13 protein-coding genes are annotated in these 18,116 nt (G+C 41.4%); 5 read left to right on the top strand and 8 right to left on the bottom strand.

The features are described 5' to 3' along the window. A partial coding sequence (locus tag JXL83_04940) for a hypothetical protein (GenBank protein ID MBN2363460.1) occupies positions 1 to 963 on the top strand: 963 nt, incomplete at its 5' end. Positions 964 to 984: 21 nt separating this feature from the next. Beyond that, positions 985 to 2,514: a T9SS type A sorting domain-containing protein gene (locus JXL83_04935; GenBank protein MBN2363459.1), complete on the top strand. Its 1,530-nt coding sequence runs from the start codon at positions 985 to 987 to the stop codon at positions 2,512 to 2,514. A 9-nt stretch (positions 2,515 to 2,523) separates the two neighbouring features. On the opposite strand, the gene JXL83_04930 is transcribed toward JXL83_04935, so the two are convergent. Genes JXL83_04930 through JXL83_04910 form a run of 5 tightly spaced genes read right to left on the bottom strand, consistent with a single transcriptional unit; the run spans position 2,524 to position 6,124 of the window. After that, positions 2,524 to 2,907, bottom strand: coding sequence for a hypothetical protein (locus JXL83_04930; protein ID MBN2363458.1), 384 nt, complete (start codon positions 2,905 to 2,907; stop codon positions 2,524 to 2,526). Continuing rightward, positions 2,904 to 3,269 (bottom strand): hypothetical protein, encoded by a 366-nt coding sequence (locus JXL83_04925; protein ID MBN2363457.1) that lies wholly within the window; start codon positions 3,267 to 3,269, stop codon positions 2,904 to 2,906. The genes JXL83_04930 and JXL83_04925 overlap by 4 nt, the downstream gene beginning before the upstream one ends. Before the next feature lie 58 nt (positions 3,270 to 3,327). Further along, positions 3,328 to 4,989 (bottom strand): hypothetical protein, encoded by a 1,662-nt coding sequence (locus JXL83_04920; protein ID MBN2363456.1) that lies wholly within the window; start codon positions 4,987 to 4,989, stop codon positions 3,328 to 3,330. A gap of 53 nt (positions 4,990 to 5,042) precedes the next feature. Next, on the bottom strand, positions 5,043 to 5,597 hold the full coding sequence (locus JXL83_04915; GenBank protein ID MBN2363455.1) for a hypothetical protein: 555 nt from the start codon (positions 5,595 to 5,597) through the stop codon (positions 5,043 to 5,045). Then, the gene (locus JXL83_04910) at positions 5,594 to 6,124 is read right to left on the bottom strand and encodes a hypothetical protein (GenBank protein ID MBN2363454.1); all 531 of its coding nucleotides are present in this window, start codon (positions 6,122 to 6,124) and stop codon (positions 5,594 to 5,596) included. The genes JXL83_04915 and JXL83_04910 overlap by 4 nt, the downstream gene beginning before the upstream one ends. A 163-nt stretch (positions 6,125 to 6,287) precedes the next feature. On the opposite strand from JXL83_04910, the gene JXL83_04905 reads away from it, so the two are divergent. Further along, positions 6,288 to 8,525, top strand: a complete 2,238-nt coding sequence (locus JXL83_04905; protein ID MBN2363453.1) for a WG repeat-containing protein — start codon at positions 6,288 to 6,290, stop codon at positions 8,523 to 8,525. Between the two features lie 43 nt (positions 8,526 to 8,568). Here JXL83_04905 and JXL83_04900 read toward each other — a convergent pair whose 3' ends face one another. Further along, complete coding sequence (locus JXL83_04900) at positions 8,569 to 10,083, bottom strand: hypothetical protein (protein MBN2363452.1); 1,515 nt, start codon at positions 10,081 to 10,083, stop codon at positions 8,569 to 8,571. Between the two features lie 275 nt (positions 10,084 to 10,358). On the opposite strand from JXL83_04900, the gene JXL83_04895 reads away from it, so the two are divergent. Further along, on the top strand, positions 10,359 to 11,720 hold the full coding sequence (locus JXL83_04895) for a hypothetical protein (GenBank protein ID MBN2363451.1): 1,362 nt from the start codon (positions 10,359 to 10,361) through the stop codon (positions 11,718 to 11,720). Positions 11,721 to 11,759: 39 nt separating this feature from the next. On the opposite strand, the gene JXL83_04890 is transcribed toward JXL83_04895, so the two are convergent. Together JXL83_04890 and JXL83_04885 are read right to left on the bottom strand one after the other, a co-directional pair. Next, a complete protein-coding gene (locus JXL83_04890) occupies positions 11,760 to 15,284 on the bottom strand; it encodes a tetratricopeptide repeat protein (GenBank protein ID MBN2363450.1) in 3,525 nt (1,174 codons plus the stop codon). Between the two features lie 187 nt (positions 15,285 to 15,471). Continuing rightward, positions 15,472 to 16,479, bottom strand: a complete 1,008-nt coding sequence (locus JXL83_04885) for an AraC family transcriptional regulator (GenBank protein ID MBN2363449.1) — start codon at positions 16,477 to 16,479, stop codon at positions 15,472 to 15,474. A gap of 260 nt (positions 16,480 to 16,739) precedes the next feature. Between JXL83_04885 and JXL83_04880 the strand changes: the two genes are divergently transcribed. Beyond that, entirely contained in the window at positions 16,740 to 18,116 is a 1,377-nt protein-coding gene (locus JXL83_04880) for a TldD/PmbA family protein (GenBank protein MBN2363448.1), read from the top strand.

Raw genomic sequence — 18,116 nt, 5'->3', positions numbered from 1 at the left:
ACGGAGGACGGCGGAGCTCATTGGCAAGGTTTTGTAATGGTTAGCTCTAACGAAACTGTAAAGAGGATTTGCATTATGGATTCAGTAATATGCTGGACTCTCTCCGAAAGAGATATATGCTATAAAGATAATATTTTCGGCCCGTATTTCATACAGATCCAATACGAACTTTCGGACGGATTTTTCCGCGATTTTCATTTCACGAGTGCGACAAAGGGTAGTGCCGTAGGCATTACTAATACATCCTCAGCGTTGTATATGTGGACGACGAACGGAGGAGCTGACTGGAACCAGGACGCTGTTCTCACGGGTAACGTTCCGGGACTTAGAGGAGTTTTCTTCGTTAACGATAATACCGGCTGGGTTGTCGGTCATTCAGGTTGTATATACAGGACTACAAACAACGGAGTGAGTTGGGACAGTCAAGTCTCCGGAGTCACGGGCAATCTCAATGCCCTGTATTTCTTCGACGAAAACATGGGATGGATAGTCGGAGACGACGGAACGATACTCTACACAGAAAACGGAGGAACGGACTGGACCAGTCAGAACTCAGGAACGGACCGCGATCTTACGACGATATTTTTCCTCGATTCATTGAGAGGATGGGTAGGGGGAGACAGCGGGACTGTACTTTGCACACAAAGTGGCGGAACTGCGGTCGAGGAACCGGTCGAACCTCCGGGATATTTTAACACGGATTATTCGATTGGTTTTGATCCTGTGAAAAGAGAGTTGAGCGTGAGTTTCTTTCTGGACAAACAATGTCAAATCAGCCTGGATGTATACAATGTTTCCGGACAGAATCTGACCAATCTTTTGAACAGTATCTGCGAAAGCGGAAACACCGTACTGGCATTTGATGTGAGCGGTATAATTGAAAGAATTCCAAACGGTTTGTATTTTGTTGTTTTAAAAACACGGGATAGAGTATATTCCAGGCAGTTATTGCTGATGGAATAAAGACCACGAGGCATTTTGAATATGACAGTTTTGATTCAATGTTTGCTGATTTCCAACATCATCTGCATTCCGCAGGACTATGCCAATTTTTATTCCGCTATAGGCGCGTCTCAAAACGGCGACACGGTATTGGTTTCACCCGGAACATACAGGGGATTCGGAAACAGAGACCTCAGTTTTGAGGGGAAGGCAATTCTGATTCGCTCCGAGTTCGGACCGGAATCGACAATAATTGATCTTGAAGCAGATTCGACGGATCCCCACCGCGCTTTCTCCTTCACTTCAGGAGAAGACAGTTTTTCAGTCCTAGACGGATTTACCATAACAAGGGGTAACGCATACGGAATGAACGGGAACAGAGGCGGGGGAATTTACATAGACAACTGTTCCCCCAAGATTGTTAACTGTATTTTTTCATACAACGTCGCCGATATGGGCGGAGCGATTTATTCCATTTATTACGGAGATCCCATAATACGAAACTGCCGGATACACCACAACAGTTCTGTTCAAAACGGCGCAGGAATAACCCTGGACGGCTGGACGGGAGGGATTTGCGAAGCTGAAATATCGGGCAACCTCTTTGAGTACAACACAACCGGGCACAGCGGCGCAGGTATATACGTTAACCAATGCCGGGTAAAAATTAAGAACAACGTGATACGCTTCAACACTGTTACATCGTCGACTTACTGGGGAGGAGGAGGAATCTGCCTGTGGATTTGCCAATACGGAACTCAACAGGTTGTCAAGAATAATCTTGTTTACGGAAATCAGGCTCCGACCGGCGGCGGGATTTACGTCAGGTACGACGGGTCGAACATCGCTGACAACACTTTTTTCGGAAACCTTTCATATCTTGAAGGTGGAGGAATCTACGTGCTGAATCAGAGCACTACTATTCCCGTCATAAGAGATTGTATTGTTTGGGGAAACAACTCTTCGACTTCACAAGGCAACCAGATATTTCTCGATCCTGCAACCGGCAGCAGTGCAAACGTCTATTACTGTTGCGTGGAGGAGGGATGGAACGGAACGGGAAATATAAGTGAGAATCCGATCTTCACGGTCGGTCCGGAAGGTGATTTCTATCTCAGTCAGACCATGGCGGGTCAGATCCAGCAAAGCCCTTGTGTCGACGCGGGCAGTTACAGTTCGGCGTTTTTGGGCATGGACTCCATGACTACCCGTACAGATGAAATCTTTGACAGCGGTGTTGTCGACATGGGTTTTCATTATCAAAATGGTTCAAATCCCGGATCTGTTGAAGAAATCAATTCCTTTCCGAATGAATTCCCTATCGCCTGGATATCACCTGATCCTGCAGGTTCTTTTATCATTGTGAGTTTTTTCAGCGACTATTCTTCCGGTGCTGTATTCAACATCGTCGACGTAACAGGAAGATTTGTCCGCAGGATAACAATGGAATCTGTGACAAATGGCTTGAATGAGATAAAAATTGATCTCAGCGGATTTAGTTCAGGAATATATTATTTTCAAATATTGACGGATGAGGATGTAATCACTGGAAAAATATTGATTCTAAACTGATACGTTTATTCATTCCGTCTTTTGAAGTTCTGTAATAATCCAGATAAATCCATTTTTATCAACGAATCCGGTTGTTCCTGCGGGGATGTAAGGTTTGTCACTAGTAATATCAGTTTTGACAAATTTTATTAAGTAAATTTCACCAACAGATAGAAAGTGGACGTCTTCGTAAATATGCTCCCCTCCGACGGAAGCGCTCATAGTAAAAACGCTGTCTATGTCAGGCTGTTCTCCCTCAATTATTTTATGTATCTCACATTGATACAGAGTTCCCCAGCCTATCGGGAGTGAATTCAAGATACAAGCTTCCAATGTGAGAGTATCGGTGTATTCGGCCGGTAGCTGTTGAAATATTAGCAAAATGAAAGAAATGTTAAGTAAAATAATTTTCATTGATTTCCCTCCCGTTGCTTGTAATTTGTCAACAGACCTGACGTCAGATACAGAACACCGACGAGAAACGGAATAGCCATGTGTATCGAAAATCCCTGTCGGGCAATGATCCCGATTATATATCCTATGAATATTGGAATCGTAACAAAAAGTCCTCCGATAATTTCGAACTTCCAGCCCAGGGCGAGTCCGATAAACATCAGAGGAAAAACAGTAAGCCATGTATTGTCCCACAAAGTGTAATCTGGATTTATGAAAGGGAGCGGATTACCGTAACCGAAATAAAACGGCAAGCCGAAAATTATTATCAGAGCGGCTAATATTCTCGCCGTCCATTTTATTATATTATGCTTTTTACCCATAAAATTCGATGTGAATAGCAGTTAAGCGCTTTTTAAATATAAAAACATTAAAGTTGTTTTAAAACACTTGTATTGTTTTTGAAAAATTTTGACCCATTGATTCGAAATTGATGAAGTAATTCCCTGAACGGACAATATCACCGTTTTCGTCGTCGAGAATCCAAAAAAAGACGTGATCTCCTTTGCTCAATTTGCTGTCGGATATGGTTTTTATGTTTCTCCCGAGAATGTCAAATACTGAAATTCTCAACACTATCTCGCCGGCAGTTGACAGATCAATTCTGAATCCGCTGTTTTCTCTGTAAATTATCACGTCTGAAGAAATGAAATTATTGGAAAGAGTTTCTTCGACCTGATTGTAGTGATCCCACCTGTCAAACCAAATGTTGTTGGAATTGTTTTGCCTGTAAAGAACAATCGGTCCGTTTATATCTAAGCCGCTTACATATAGTACGTGTGATGGAATTGTCGTTGTAAGTGAATAATTATTTACAACAGTCCTTTGACTCCAGCCGTTGAAATTACCGACACAAACCGAAGTGACGAGAGAATCGAAAGACCCTCCTTCGACGAAGCAGGATGCTATAGGAAAATCTTCTGTGTAATTCCAACCAATTCTGGTATTTGGTATCGAACTGCACCTGTCCCCTGTTACTGACCAGTAGTCAGGGCTGTTCCAGTTCTGCCCTCCGTCACTGCTGTAGCAGTATAAAATCCTCGAAGCGCTGCCGGAACCCATAGTCTCAAAAGCACAGACATAGTTTGCCGGATAGGTGTGGTATTTCTGAGTGGCGATAAGGGGACAGGTCCTTAAAGTGTCATAATCCATTGAAATATAATTTCCCGACCATGTGCCATTGTTATATCTTGCCAGGCGCATTCTGTGTTTGTTCTGAGTGTAAATTGTTGCGACATAAAATACTTCCCGGGAATTACAGGCCACGGACAGACCCATCGGAGCGTAAGAGGTTATATGATTTGCGAGATTCCATGATATTCCGGCATCGGCGGAATAAAAAGTAGCCCATTCCGTTTCACCTGGATATGGCGAGTAGCTTAGAGTGGAAATCGCGACCAAAGGATTTGAATCGGGACTGACGTCCATGGCGACACAAAAAATACTGTCCTGAGATGTAAATGCAGAATCCAGACGAACCCATCTTTCGGAAATCCCTGGTTTGACGGCTCCAAAGAACGTTCTGTATCCGGAAGTGAATTGGGAATCAGCCCAGGCTATGTATATCTCCGGATTGACTGAAGTGTATGGTTCCAGCCTCATATCGAAATCAATAATCTTACCGCCGTTCGCGACATAGTTCCAGTAGCAGATATTCCAAGTCAATCCTTTGTCGGTTGAACGGTAAATAAACAAAGTGTCGTTTACTCCGTCATGGGAAGACTGGATTGCAGCGTATATGTTTCCGCCGGCGTCGTAATCAAAAGCCATGTCGTCTCTGTAGAGAGTGTTGCAATTATCGGTAACCAGTATGTTCGGACCCCAAAAAGAGGAGAATTTAGAGGGTTCTGTTGAATTGCCGGTTCTTTCTGTTTCGCATATATTGCCGGAAAGTGATTCAAAATCGAGAACATCGTCAGAATCGCATTCTTCCTTGAACAATTCGATGACTGGAATAATGTAGTCATCGCCTGAGGGACCTTTGGTTTCAGCATGAAGTAAAGAGATCGGAAAGAGAACAGCGAAAAATAATAAATTTTTCATCTTTCCTCCTTAAATTAATGATCCTTCATGATTATATTCCTCGGCAGGAGGAATTACAAAATGTTATTATTTGTTTTTTTATGCTTGTTTTTGTTTAAACATGAGAAAATAATTCCTGATATCAGGCCAAAAAGTCCTCCGGCATAACTGAAATTATGCATTGAACCCACGGCTATAAAATTGTTTTTATCAAGAATATTTTCAGGGAAATTCCAGGGGAAGTCAGAATTTGCCAGGAAAAATTTACCGATCAACAAACCAGAGAGTCCCGAGGCTATTGATATTATCAATACAAGTGTTAAAGATTTGGCTGTTATTTTTGACATTGTAATCCAATCTTTGTGTATCATTCCTGTTAAACCGAGAATAATACCTATGGGTATGCCCGTCCACCAGGTTGCTGAAAATCCGACCAGAGCCGCTCCTAATCTTTCCGAATATCTATAAACTCCTCCGTCTTCTGCCAATCCGAACCGGTAGAATTTGAATTTTGTGTAGTATTCAGGCGAAATTGTGTACGTCAACTGGTCGTGCAGAACACCGTATATTCCTGCTAAAATCGGTGTAACAAGAATAATTGTTAGTAGTGCGCTGATTTTTTGTTTCATCGTGATTTTTTTGCGAGAAAAGTGCCGTCGGTTTTGTAAAAACCGATGTTCTGACCCCTGAAATTAAGCTCAAATCTGGTCGTTTTGTGACCGAGTGTAATGGCATATTCCTCAAGAGATTTCAACCAATCAATGTCCGGTTTTATTTCGATAGGTTCGTCTATTACACAGCAAGGCAAAAGAATGAAATCCTTTTTATATTTGGCGGCTCCTTCAAGAATTTTCATGTTAGAACCGTGGGCGTGAAGGCCTATTAACAGATCGTAGTCTTTTGCCATGTCGATAGCGTATTCCTTTGTCAATCTTTTAATTTTGAAAGTATCGGGTATTTTGTGCTTTACGTTATAAAGATCCTTGTATTTGTCAGGAAGAATTTGGTCGCAAGGGTCAATAACCGTGGCGTCAAAACCGGCGTTATGTAGCAGGAATGAAAGAAGACCTTTTCCTCCGCCTATGTCGCAGATCCGGCAGGGTAAAAAATTTTCAACTATCCATTTGTGAAGAAGTTGGAAGCGGAATTTTTTCATTTTTCTGAGTTCTTTTTTCTGCATAAGGCATTTTAATAAACATTATTATATAAGTGAATTGCTGTGTTTTGTGAAAAAAAACCAATCTTAAATTTGCCAAAATTTCTTTTAAGAGAATTTTAATTCATTTCATTTATTATTTTCGAAAAAAAAGGAGGTTAATGTGTCGGATAATTTTCGTTTCGGTTTCATTGACAAAGATTCGAAAACAGTGATTTCTCCGAAGTTTTACGTCACCAGCCAGTTCAGGGACAAAACAGCTGTTGTAAAGAAATTCGGAAAAAGAAAGTACAGCGTAATAGACAGGGAAGGTAAATATCTTTTCGAAGACGCTTTCGACTATTTCGGCAAGTGGTCCGAAGGAGTGCTTTGGCTGAACGAAGGCGGTGCGTACAACAGCAACGGTTTGCTAAATGGGGGGACATGGAGGTACCTGGACAGTTCCGGGGCGGCTACGCCGCAGATGCAGTGTGAAAGTTGTTATGACTTTTCCGGGGGATTGGGCGGATTTGTATCCGGGGGTATGTGTGGAGCGATGGACAAAAAAGGAAACGTCGTGATCAAACCCGTTTTTAATTTTCTGGGGAAATTTTCGTGCGAAATAGCCGTGGCGAATCAAGGCGGATCGGACGGGTACGTAGATAAAAAGGGAGAATGGGTTATAAAACCGGATTTCGAAATGGCCTACGATTTCACCGACGACGTTGCATCGGTGAAAATAAACGGCCAAATACACCTGATCGACAAAACCGGAAAGATAATTTCCGACGGATACGAGAGCATATCCCTGTTTCAGGACGGGATCGCCTGGGTAAAGAAAGACGGCTTTTATTCGTTTATAAATCAAAATGGAAAAATGATAAAAGATGTATGGGTGGACCAATTCAAAGGAGCAGGGCAGGGATTATGCGGTCTCTTTCTGGACGGGGGATGGTACTTCATGAAGAAAGACGCGTCTACGGCAGGGCCGTTCGAAGACATTTTACTTCCGAACGAAGGGCTTGCCAGGGTAAAGAAAAACGGACTCTGGGGATTCATAGACCTTGATGGGGCGGATATTATTCCGCCGCAGTATGTTTCAGTGTACGGATTCACAGAAGGATTCGCGGGTGTCTGCAACGAGGATGAATGGTTTTTCATAGATAAAAAAGGGAGAAAGATAAACGACGAGAAATACGACTACGTCGGCGTTTTCAGCGAAGACAGAGCACCCGTCATGAAAGGCGGATTGTGGGGCCTGATAGATTCCGCAGGTAAAAAAATATGCGGCTTTCAATTTGGAAGAATCGGCGAATTTTCGGACGGAATGGCACAGGCCTTACATGTAAAGTGGGAACAAGAGGAGCCTTCGTACCGGAGAGAATGGACCCTCATGCCAAAAGAGGGATTTTCCAGCAAAGTTTTCGACGATATTGGGAAATACGACGTATTCAGAGTCATAGTAGGATTTTCAAAGGCGGTTGAAGGTGAAGAATACGAAAAAATGACACAGATAATTTACAACTGGGAATACCTTCTGAACGGTTTGTCTACAATCGACAGCATTTTTGTGGAAAACGAATTGTTCATATCCAACTGGAACCTTTCGTTTCTGGCCTCACGTGTCTTTAATCCTAAAAAAGCTCTGGCCGTTCTTTTTGAAGAATTTAAGGAGATTGGCTTGCCTGTGATCGAAGTCATCTTTATAAGGCTCTGCGAACCGGGAGATGAACTGAAATTCAACATGTACAAAAAACGCGTCGCAATTAAACACCCCGACCAAGATTCGGGTCAAAGCTGGTTCGAGGATCTGCCGTCATATCTCAATTGTGTTTTTGACAAAAAAACGCCTTGTCCCGCGAGTGAGTCCGTAACTGATCTGATAGGTGTGAAAACAGATCTTAGCTTGCCCGAAGGAATGAGGTTTGAAGAAAGGACAATGCCTATTTATGTGCCGGGCGTGAGGATCTGTTACGGAGTTGTTCAGAATATGATTGTCGCTGCTGATGACAGGACGTACGAAATAGAAGACGGAATAATAAAGAGTTTCAGAGAAAAATACTCGTCCTCAAAAATATGGGTGTATCCTCCTCCGAAAGAAAAAGAGGAATGGTATATTCCCCGGCCTTTAAGAAACGACAATTCCATAGGTGTCGAAAAAATCGAACACGACGGAAGGAAAGGATATCTTTTCGCCGTAGAGCCGTATTGTATTGAACAGAATTTTTCGTCGAAATACTTCAGATACAGAGAACAGGAGATGATGGAAGCCCTGTCTGACGTGATCAGAGAAAAAAACCTGGAAGAAGTCATCACGTGGCAGAGATTTGGAGACGTGCCTCAGAACGCGGTGGGTTTTGCCGGGATGGCCTGGCCGAAAACGCCTAACATCTACGAAATTAATCTGTGGGAAAAGAAATAGAACGTATATTGATTGTCGTAGAAAATAAGTAAAGTTCGATTCATTATTTGAATTTAATAGTGACTCTTAGCAGTGATACACCTTTAATAATGTGAAGGTAGTCACCCAAAAAAACAAGAGAATCATCTGTTATGTATATGTCCGAAAGAGTTGTCCCTATCCGCCCTGCCAGTGCCGGATCTGCAAAAGGTCCGGCAATTTTGTTTCCGTCTACGACAAGGTAATAACTTCTTCCTGTTTTGCCGATGAAGCCGATATGATCACCGCCGGGAGAGAGTTTCAGAGAGTAATTATATATCTCATCGTAGGCGTCCCCTTTTGGTATGGCGTCGAGCAGCACTACCAGCCTTCCGTTGATGTCTTCGATAATCCATGCCATGTGCTCTCCGTTTTCTGAGACAACCGGCGGAGAAGCGTTTTCGTATGGCCCGAAAATCCTCTCGTTGAACATAAGGTAATAATCGCCGATCTCGTTTACAGCGAGAAAAGTCACGCCGGAAGGACAAACCGCCGGAGAAAAGCCTGTTTTGGAGTCATTGGGAAAGATAGCGGTATAAACGTAGTCATCAAAGATTAACCTTTCGCCGTTTTTGTATATTGAATATATGCCATCCTGATTTTTTGCCGCGTAATAATAATCCTGTCCTGAGCTGAACACAGGTTCATCAATTGACTCGTACGGCCCGAAGAATTCAGATCCGACTCCGCACCATTCTCCCTCGTCGTCAATGAAATAATAAAGCGGAGAAATATCAATAAGTTTAAAAAACTCAAGTGTTTGGTGCCATTCGCTGACAGGGGCGCCGTTTTTAGCGACTGCTTCGAAGCCTCTCCAATTGTCTCCAGTCCAGGAGCCGTTCTTTCCTATTTCACAGTAAATGTCTCCGTTTTTTATTGAAATTACGTTCCCTATCCACTCGGACGTAAAAAGGACGCCTCTTTTTGAACCTGCGATTCCGTAGTGATCGTCTTTCATGAACCTGAATATTATTTCACCCGACACATAATCAAACTGAACCTTGTCTATCTGATCGTAAATTCCGGACATTTCCTCTCCGTCGTATAATAGAACGTAGCCGTTTCCTTTGCCAATTACCTTGGCCCAGTGACTGCCGTTTTCAAAAATGTAAAAATCGCCCGCGCCTATTTTATATGGTCCAATCAGTTTTTCTCCGATTCCCAGATAGTAAACGTTTTCTGAATCGGAACCGTAATACAGCACCGTGCCGTCTGCAAGAATACCAGCGGTGTTGCTTATTCCAGCCTCGAACCATTCCGATACAAAATCTTTTGTCATTACTGCGCTTTCTACTTTTGTCAGCAATGAACGTGATATAGCCGCGACCCATTCGCTAAGATCGTAGTTCCAATAAAGAAGTGAACCGCCCCATGAGTTCGGACCCTGTCTCCAGAGAGTGTCGATTTCGACCGAGTATTCATCTGTAATGCAGTAAGAAAGCATGACAGGGGCTGTTATGCATCTGCAAACAAAATGAGTCGTGTAAGAAAACAGATTTCCGGTATACAGAAATATTACGAGTGAAATTAATGTACGCATTTTGCCTCCTTTTCGGATTTCAAGATTATTGTGCAATTGAAGAAGTGATAATTCAAACAGAAATTTATGAAAAACAAGATCTATATAGAACATAGCAGTTTTTTCCAATTGATATGACTTAAATATAAAATCAATGCATTTATCTGAAAACAACTATCTCAAAAAAATAAAAAGTGTATATAATAAGTAAAAATCTGCCGCACTTTCAACAGAAAGGAGAACGGACAGGTGTTTTGTCAATATTTTCAATGAAATTCTTAAGCAAAGGGGGCTGTGTGAAAGTTTTATTCACTGTAATGCTGACCGGATTTATTTGTCTGCCTGTTTATTCAGCTGTAGAGGACGGAGACCAGAGAATATTACAGACTTCGAATTATGTCGAATCAGTAAGTTATACGACATTAAACTCAGATTCTTTATACTGGCAGGTTTTGACGAACATGCCGGAGGGAAGATGCGGGATGTTCTCGGGATATTACAGATCGAGCGACGGGGAGACTCTGCAGATACATGTTTTCGGAGGTAACGCGGCGCCGTCCACTCCTCATTATATATTCGATCTCTTTTCGAATTCCTGGTCAACCGGCACAGCTATGCCGGTTGAAATGAGATACGGATGCTCAACAACCTGCGAAAACAAGATATACATGTTCGGCAGTTATTCAGGTATGGGTACATGCGTGATATACGATATTCTAGCAGACACTTATCACATAGGACCTACGATGCTCACTCCTTTGAACGACGCCAACATAGCTCTTGCCGAAGACAAAGGTATGATTTATCTTATCGGTGGAGGCAGCGGTTGGACGGCTTCATCAACAGTTCAGGTATACGACATAGCGGGGGACAGTTATTTTTACGCGACGTCTTTGCCCGTGGGTAATATGTGCGGAGCATCAGGTTATCTTGGAAACGACACTCTTATATTAGCTACTGGCTATACTTCTTCTGCTCAATGGTCGGCGGCGGTTTATAAAGGCTACATCGATCCGGTAAATCCTTCTGTGATAACATGGACGGCGGACGGCAATATTCCGGGTGTTGGCAGGAGAAGGTGCGGATACGCTTCCTTCGGCGACAAACTCTTCATAATCGCAGGACAGGATGGAAGTTACAATTATTTGAGTTCCTGTTACATGTATCAATCGGATTCTGGATGGTCGGCCATTCCGGACAAACCAACCTTATGCATGAACCACACATGTTTGATAGCGCCTGTTATGTTAGTTGAAGATGACGAAATGAATTTATTCTCATGCGCTGGGATGGACGCCGTGGGTTATAGACCGTATTGCGAGATGCTCCATACTGATGTAATCCTCTCCGTCGAAGAAGAACCGGTAATTCCTGAGCAAAACGAATTTTTATTTTCGCTGATCTCAGGAAATTTCAGCAGAGAAGATGTCAGAATAAAATTCACTGTAACAGAGAACTCTGATGTCAGATTCAGTATCTACGACATGGCAGGGAGGCAGTTAAAAACCGTCAATTTTTCCGGTGTATTACCGGGCTCTCACGTTTTGACATGGGAAAAGACTGACGGATCGGGACAGGAGGTTCCGGCGGGGACTTATATTTTCAAACTGACTGCAGGCGAATACAGCGGTTCGGGTAAAATTACAGTAACGGAATAAGATCTCGGATCATTACCGGTTCGGCCGCGCGGCCAAATTTCATTTCAGAGCTTTTATCCAGAAAGGAATCTTTAAATCCTTGAAGATTTTTTTCGCTTTATCTGTATATTCATCGTTCTCTCCCTGTTTTTTTAAAAACAGCCCGTATAGGTAATAAGACTTTGCGCAATTCAGCGATTCGCCGATTTTATCGAATAACTGAAATGTCTTGATGTACGATTTCTCGGCTTTTCTCTTATCTCCGTTAAATTCCAGGACTTGTGCGGAAAGCTGAGAAAATTCGGCAAGATAGTGGTCTGTTCCGAGGATTTTCATGTATCTTTCTGCTTTTTTCAGATTTCTTTTGACTAAAAAATAATTCCCGCTCTTAAGCGCTAAACCCACTTGAATGCTGTGATAAACGAAATTGTTTTCAGAAAAATCAGCTTTTTTTATGTACACCAGTGCTTTTCGGAGTATTTCTCTTGATGAAGAAATATCGCCGGTTTCCAATTTCATACGGGACCACGACGTCAGGATTCTCCCGTTTTCAAAAATGTCACCGACCAATTTGTTGATTTTTAAAGCTTCGGCGAAGAGTTTTTCAGCGTTATTGAATTTCCCTGTGTCCCATTCAATCAAACCCAGCGAGTACAGACATTCAGAATAGCACTGGCAATCGCCGATTTTCTTTGATACGTTCGAAGCTTCTGACAAAGTTTTTTTCGCTTTGTTTATATCTCCGATAATGCGGAATATCATTCCAAGATAGAATTTTACATTTGATTGTGACCTGAGATCTCCGACGCTGTGGAGTATTTTCAGGGATTCCTCGAAATATTTTTGAGCCCCGCGGTAGTCGTTTTTATACATATAGAGTATGCCAATGTGGGCGAGGTTGAATGACAGCCCCTGTTTGTCTCCGATTTCATTCTTGATTTTCAGTGACTGTTCATAGAAATCGAGAGCTTTTGAATATTTATGAAGTTTATAATAGATGAAAGCGATACTGGTCAGCACCCTTGTCCTGTCAAATCTATCTCCTGTTTTTTTAAGAATTTTTGATGCTTTAAGCTGGTATGAAAGAGAATTCTTCAGATCCGACAACTCGTAATATATAAGTCCTATCAAATTGTAAGCTCTGAAAATACCGCGGGTGTTTTTTGTGATTTTGTAAGCATTCAAGGCTTTTACATACCTGGACAGGCTTTTCCTGAAATCGCTTTTCATGTAATACAATCTTCCTGACAATATGTGGCAATTCGCTTGCCCGTCGAGGTCGCCGTTTTTTTTATAAAATTTTAAAGCTCTTGTCGTATAGCGGTTCATTTTTTCATAATTTCCCAAAATTGAATATATCTCGGAAAGCAACAACTCGCATGCCGATGTTGTCGCGGGAATTTTACTTTTTTCAGTCAATTTAAGACATTTTATTGCCCACTTGAGCGCTTCTTTATTATTCCCTGTGAAACTGAGAATTCTCGATTTGATTAAAAGAGTTCGTATTAACTTGTTTTTGTCATTCAGGCGATTTGCACAGATTTCAGCAAGCTCGCAGAACTTTAAAGCTGCTTCGTTCTGAAATTTAGAGATATCGCTTTCGGCGGATAAAATTGAATGTTCAAAGGATTTATCCCAGTTTTCGCTTTTAAAATAATGCAGGGCAAGGTTTTCGTGATAGTTTTTCTGTCCGCTTTCGTCAAGTTTTTCAATAAATATTGCAGTCCTTTCGTGAAACCATTTTTTTTCTTTTTTTGTTATTGTCTTGTAAGCAACTTCTTGAATCAACGGATGCTTAAAAGAGTAAACCCCGTTGAGTTTCATTAAGTACTGCATGTCTGAAAGATCTGAAAGTTCGTTTTTTACACTGAGTAAATCTTCACCGGAGACCTCAGCAAGAATAGTCTCGTTAAGGTCGCGGCCGATTACCGAGGAAGCTCTCAGGATTTTTTTCTGCACTGACTCAAGCGCGTCAATTCTCGAGTAAATCAGTGATATAACAGAATCAGGAAGAAATTCTGTTCTCACACTGTTTTGACTTGTAGAAAACTTCCCCTCGATGTTTTTCTGTTCAATAATATGCCTGGCCATTTCTTCAATAAAGAAAGGGTTTCCTCCGGCTTTAATGAGAATTCTGTCGGCCAGCTCATCATCTATGCTATTGTCTGAAACAAGGAAGTTAAAGATTTCCCTGCTCTGCGAGTAATCAAGGGGTAGAAGTTCAATGTCGAAAAATTTCTTGTAACAATTCTTTTGAATGACGTCGCTGAAATCTTTATGAGGGCCTCTTTTTTCCATACGCGATAAAAAAATCATAATCAGCGGGATATCTTTTTGCATTTCAGAAAGATAAATAAAAAAATCCGCGGATGATCTGTCGATCCAATGAAAATCGTCGATGATCAAAAAGACTCGTTTTGTTGAGCATAAATTGATCAATATTTCCTGTATTGCTGAATATATCTCAAGTTTTAATGATTTTGGGTCTATATATTCAGGAATCGGCAATCCCTTTTCCGGCGCGATAGACATTAAATAGAAGATAAATCTCAATCCCTCAAGACCTCTGTTCTTGGATGACAATGTGTATTTGGACATAATTTTTGATTTTTTATCTTCAACCGTATCCTTTTTATCAATGCTGAATATTTTTTCCAGAATTTTTACGAGAGTGTAGTTTACAAAATTTTCACCCATGGGCGGGCACTGTGAAAAAACCAGCAAATCTCTTTTAATATTAATATGGCTTTTATTAAACTCCATGATCAACCTGGTTTTCCCTATACCCGCGTCTCCCGTTATGAAAAGAGCTGATATCTTGTTTTCAGGAGCATTTTTAACGAATTGAAATAATTTCCCGAGTGATTCGTCTCTTCCGACAAAGCACTGATCTGATTCCATGAGAAGTCTTTTTTGCGAAGGTTTTTCTTTCAAACCTATAAATTTGCAGACCCGAATTTTGTCTTTTAAACCTTTGACAAAGAAGTCTTCTAAAATTCCGTATTCGGCAAAATGCTTGGTCTGCCTGAAAACATGTTCTGCAACATAAATTTCGTTTTTCTGGGCAAGGTTCATTATTCTCGAAGCTATGTTTACGGCATCTCCAAGTACAGTTTGTTCCTTTTTAATCGGACTGCGGGTTTCGCTCAAGGCGATTATTCCGCTGTTAATCCCTGCGTGAATTCCGATGTTAAAGGACTTACCGGTTATTTCGAATATTTTTGCATTTATCGACGGGACGGCTTGTAATATTTCATTGGCACACTTGACTGATCTTTCTGGATCATCTTCCGCCGCCTTTGGAATTCCGAACAGCGCGATTACAGAATCACCTTGATAACCACGTATAAAACCGCCGTTTCGGATGATTATTGGATTGATGATGCCTGAATATGCGGTTACTATTTCCGCGACTTCTTCCGGTTCCAGATCGTGTGAAAGTCCGGTAAAACCAGACAAGTCGGCGAATAATATCGACGAAAGCTTTCTTTCCTCCTGAGTCGTCGATTTGAAAAGTATTGAGCCGCAATTACAGCAATAATTAGATTTTTCCGAATTTTCAAAACCGCACGAACTGCATTTCATGAAGTTATATTACCCCAAAGAAATGCAACGCTCAATAGTTCAGAAATTGTAAATGGGAAAAAACTTCAGAGTCGGGCCGAAAAACGGAATCACCGGTTTGCTGTGCGCGGGATGATCGATTTTCTCAAATGGAGGCTTCGAGAACAAATTTGATCTATTCCGATTTTTCAGCCCGACCTCCGAAATGTTATAAAGGTTTTACAGGAACGCAAATATTGATTATATGTTTTTTTTCAGGATGCTCATCAGGGTCGTTTAGCGCCCATTCGAAACAAGGTCTGTCGTCGCATACGTAACCGCTTTTAGGGAACCAGTCGGCGAAAACTGTGTCCCATGCATCCTGGTACTGGTTTTGTTCAATTTCGAAATTAGCCAGGACGTATTTGCCCGAAGGTATTGTCATTTTTCCTATCTCTCCCGCCACTTCTGTTTCGGGAGAAACCGTCAGGCCTACGCTGACTCTAAGTTTATCTGATTCAGTTATTTCAGGATCATCGTGATAAACAGAAAGAAATTTTACGTCAGGACCTGAGAGAATGTCTCTTGGACCAGCCCATCGGATTATTTTTTCGAAAAGGCTTCTGAAAAGAGCGTCGTCGCCTTTATAAGGTCCTATGTGTCTGACGTAAGCCAGGCACATTTCTGGAAGTTCTTCGACGCTGATTTTGTTCGCTTTTACTTTCGGCATTTTTTTCCTCCTCATTGTTTGAAGTTGAAGCGATTTTTTTTCTACGGAGTTCATCGCTTCGTCATTGTATGACAATGAGGAATTATTTTCTTTCCCGTTCTTGCTTTCCGTTTTACAGTTTTTGCTGTTTGATTTGCGAATATTGCTGTTGACGGCGTGTCCGCCTCCTCGCCAATCGCTGGCGCTCATTTTGTACATCTCCTTGAAAGCTCTGGCGAAAGAAGATGAGCTAGAAAATCCGCAGTCGTATGCGATTTCTGTCACGGATTTGTCTTTTTTTGATAAAAGCAGCGAGGCGGCTTTTTCAATTCTCAATCTGTTTATGAAGTTGTTGAGAGTTTCGCCGACAATTGAACTGAAAATTCTGTGGAAATGATACGGAGAGAAATTTGAAACCCCTGCTATCTCTTTTAGAGTGAGAGAATTTTGCAGATTGCTTTGTATGAAATCCATCGCCCTGTTTATTCTGGAGATGTATTCTTTTTTGTTGTCTGAGTATCTTTTCATATTTTAATGTATGATTATAGCACAAAATCAATGAAATTATTATAAAAAAAAATAAGATTCGTCTTAAAATTCATATTTTTCCCAGATAATTGGTAAAAATCGTCGCAGTAATATGTATATTTTTTCTTAAAATATGATGTTATGAAGTTTATAGATGTTTGACGGATTATTGTATTTTATTTCCATCTTTCAGCACGACCCCAATGAACATTGCAAAATTTAATAATTTATGATAGTATCATTTTTCAACAGGAGGAATTATGACTGAACTTGAAAAATTTAATGAGTGTTTCAAAAATTATACTGAATTGCGGCTTCAGGAAAACAAAAACGAAATAATTGTTCTCATAAACGGTGACTGCGTGACAAACTATGAAAAAAGAGAGAGCGGAGTCAGTGCAAGAGTTTTCAAAAATGGCCTCTGGGGTTTCGCGTCTTGTCCCGAACAAGATGAAGAAAACATTCGAAAAATTCTAAAAAAAGCAGAAGAAAATGCCGCTTTCATTTCTTCACGCGTAAAAAGCAGCGATAAAATTTTCACAGATCCGAAACATGAAGATTTCGAAATAAATCTTTCGACAAAAAAGCAAAAACTCACGAGAAAACAGAAAATGGAATTCGTCAAAGAAATTGACACTTACGTTGCGGAAAAATATCCCGATCTCAAGAGCAGACAAATCACATATTATCATTTGAAAATGAACAAAGAACTTCTGACTTCAGAAGGAGCTCACGTGAGTCAAATTATACCGAGATCTTTACTTAGGATAACTCTGTCATCAGGAACAGATTCACACCCGATAAACCTCAGCGATTCTTTCGGAGGCTTAGGTGACATAGAGGATATTTACGGTTCCCCTGATGATGTTTTCAGCGGTATAGACATGCTTTATGATAAACTGATTAAAAAATGCAACGGATTAGTCCCCGATGCAGGTGTAAAAGAAGTTATTCTCGGCGCTGACTTAGCCGGTATACTGGCGCACGAGGCGATGGGGCATACAACTGAAGCAGATTTTGTCTTTGGTGGTTCGGTTGCGGCTGATCTTCTTGATCAAAAGGTCGCTTCCGAAATCGTAAATCTTACTGATTTCGCCAACACAGCGTTCGGAAAGACCTGTCCTTCGCCGGTTTATTACGATGACGAAGGCATCAAGGCGAAGGACGCAGTCGTGATAGAAAACGGAATACTAAAAAGTTACATGCACAACAGAAGGTCTGCGGAATATTTCCAGATTGAACCGACTGGTAACGCGAGAGCTTATAAATTTGACGACGAGCCTCTTATAAGAATGAGAAATACGTGCATTTTGCCCGGCAATGAAAAACTGGAAAACTTGATAGCGTCTATCGAAGACGGTTATTTTTTAGAAAATCCCGGAAACGGCCAGGCGGACTCGACGAGTGAGTTTATGTTCTCCGTCACTTACGGTTATGAAATTAAAGGAGGCAAGCTCCGAAACGCTATCAAAGACACTACTATATCAGGTGTGGCTATTGAGCTATTGAAAACTGTAACTATGATTTCGGACGAATTGAGATGGGAAAGCTCCGGCATGTGCGGGAAAAAACAGCCAATGCCGGTCGGAATGGGAGGCCCCGCTATAAAATGCAGAGTGAACATCGGAGGAAATTAA

Source organism: candidate division WOR-3 bacterium (assembly GCA_016934535.1).
Classification (GTDB): domain Bacteria; phylum SDB-A; class SDB-A; order SDB-A; family SDB-A; genus JAFGIG01.
The sequence above is the reverse complement of the archived record's forward strand: the minus strand, read 5'-3'. Positions and strand labels throughout refer to the sequence as shown.

Bases quoted from the DNA above. Each gene is read 5' to 3' on its own strand.
- JXL83_04915 (MBN2363455.1), bottom strand. From the start codon at position 5,597: ATGAAACAAAAAATCAGCGCACTACTAACAATTATTCTTGTTACACCG.
- JXL83_04890 (MBN2363450.1), bottom strand. From the start codon at position 15,284: ATGAAATGCAGTTCGTGCGGTTTTGAAAATTCGGAAAAATCTAATTAT.
- JXL83_04930 (MBN2363458.1), bottom strand. From the start codon at position 2,907: ATGAAAATTATTTTACTTAACATTTCTTTCATTTTGCTAATATTTCAA.
- JXL83_04935 (MBN2363459.1), top strand. From the start codon at position 985: ATGACAGTTTTGATTCAATGTTTGCTGATTTCCAACATCATCTGCATT.
- JXL83_04880 (MBN2363448.1), top strand. From the start codon at position 16,740: ATGACTGAACTTGAAAAATTTAATGAGTGTTTCAAAAATTATACTGAA.
- JXL83_04925 (MBN2363457.1), bottom strand. From the start codon at position 3,269: ATGGGTAAAAAGCATAATATAATAAAATGGACGGCGAGAATATTAGCC.
- JXL83_04910 (MBN2363454.1), bottom strand. From the start codon at position 6,124: ATGAAAAAATTCCGCTTCCAACTTCTTCACAAATGGATAGTTGAAAAT.
- JXL83_04920 (MBN2363456.1), bottom strand. From the start codon at position 4,989: ATGAAAAATTTATTATTTTTCGCTGTTCTCTTTCCGATCTCTTTACTT.
- JXL83_04885 (MBN2363449.1), bottom strand. From the start codon at position 16,479: ATGAAAAGATACTCAGACAACAAAAAAGAATACATCTCCAGAATAAAC.
- JXL83_04900 (MBN2363452.1), bottom strand. From the start codon at position 10,083: ATGCGTACATTAATTTCACTCGTAATATTTCTGTATACCGGAAATCTG.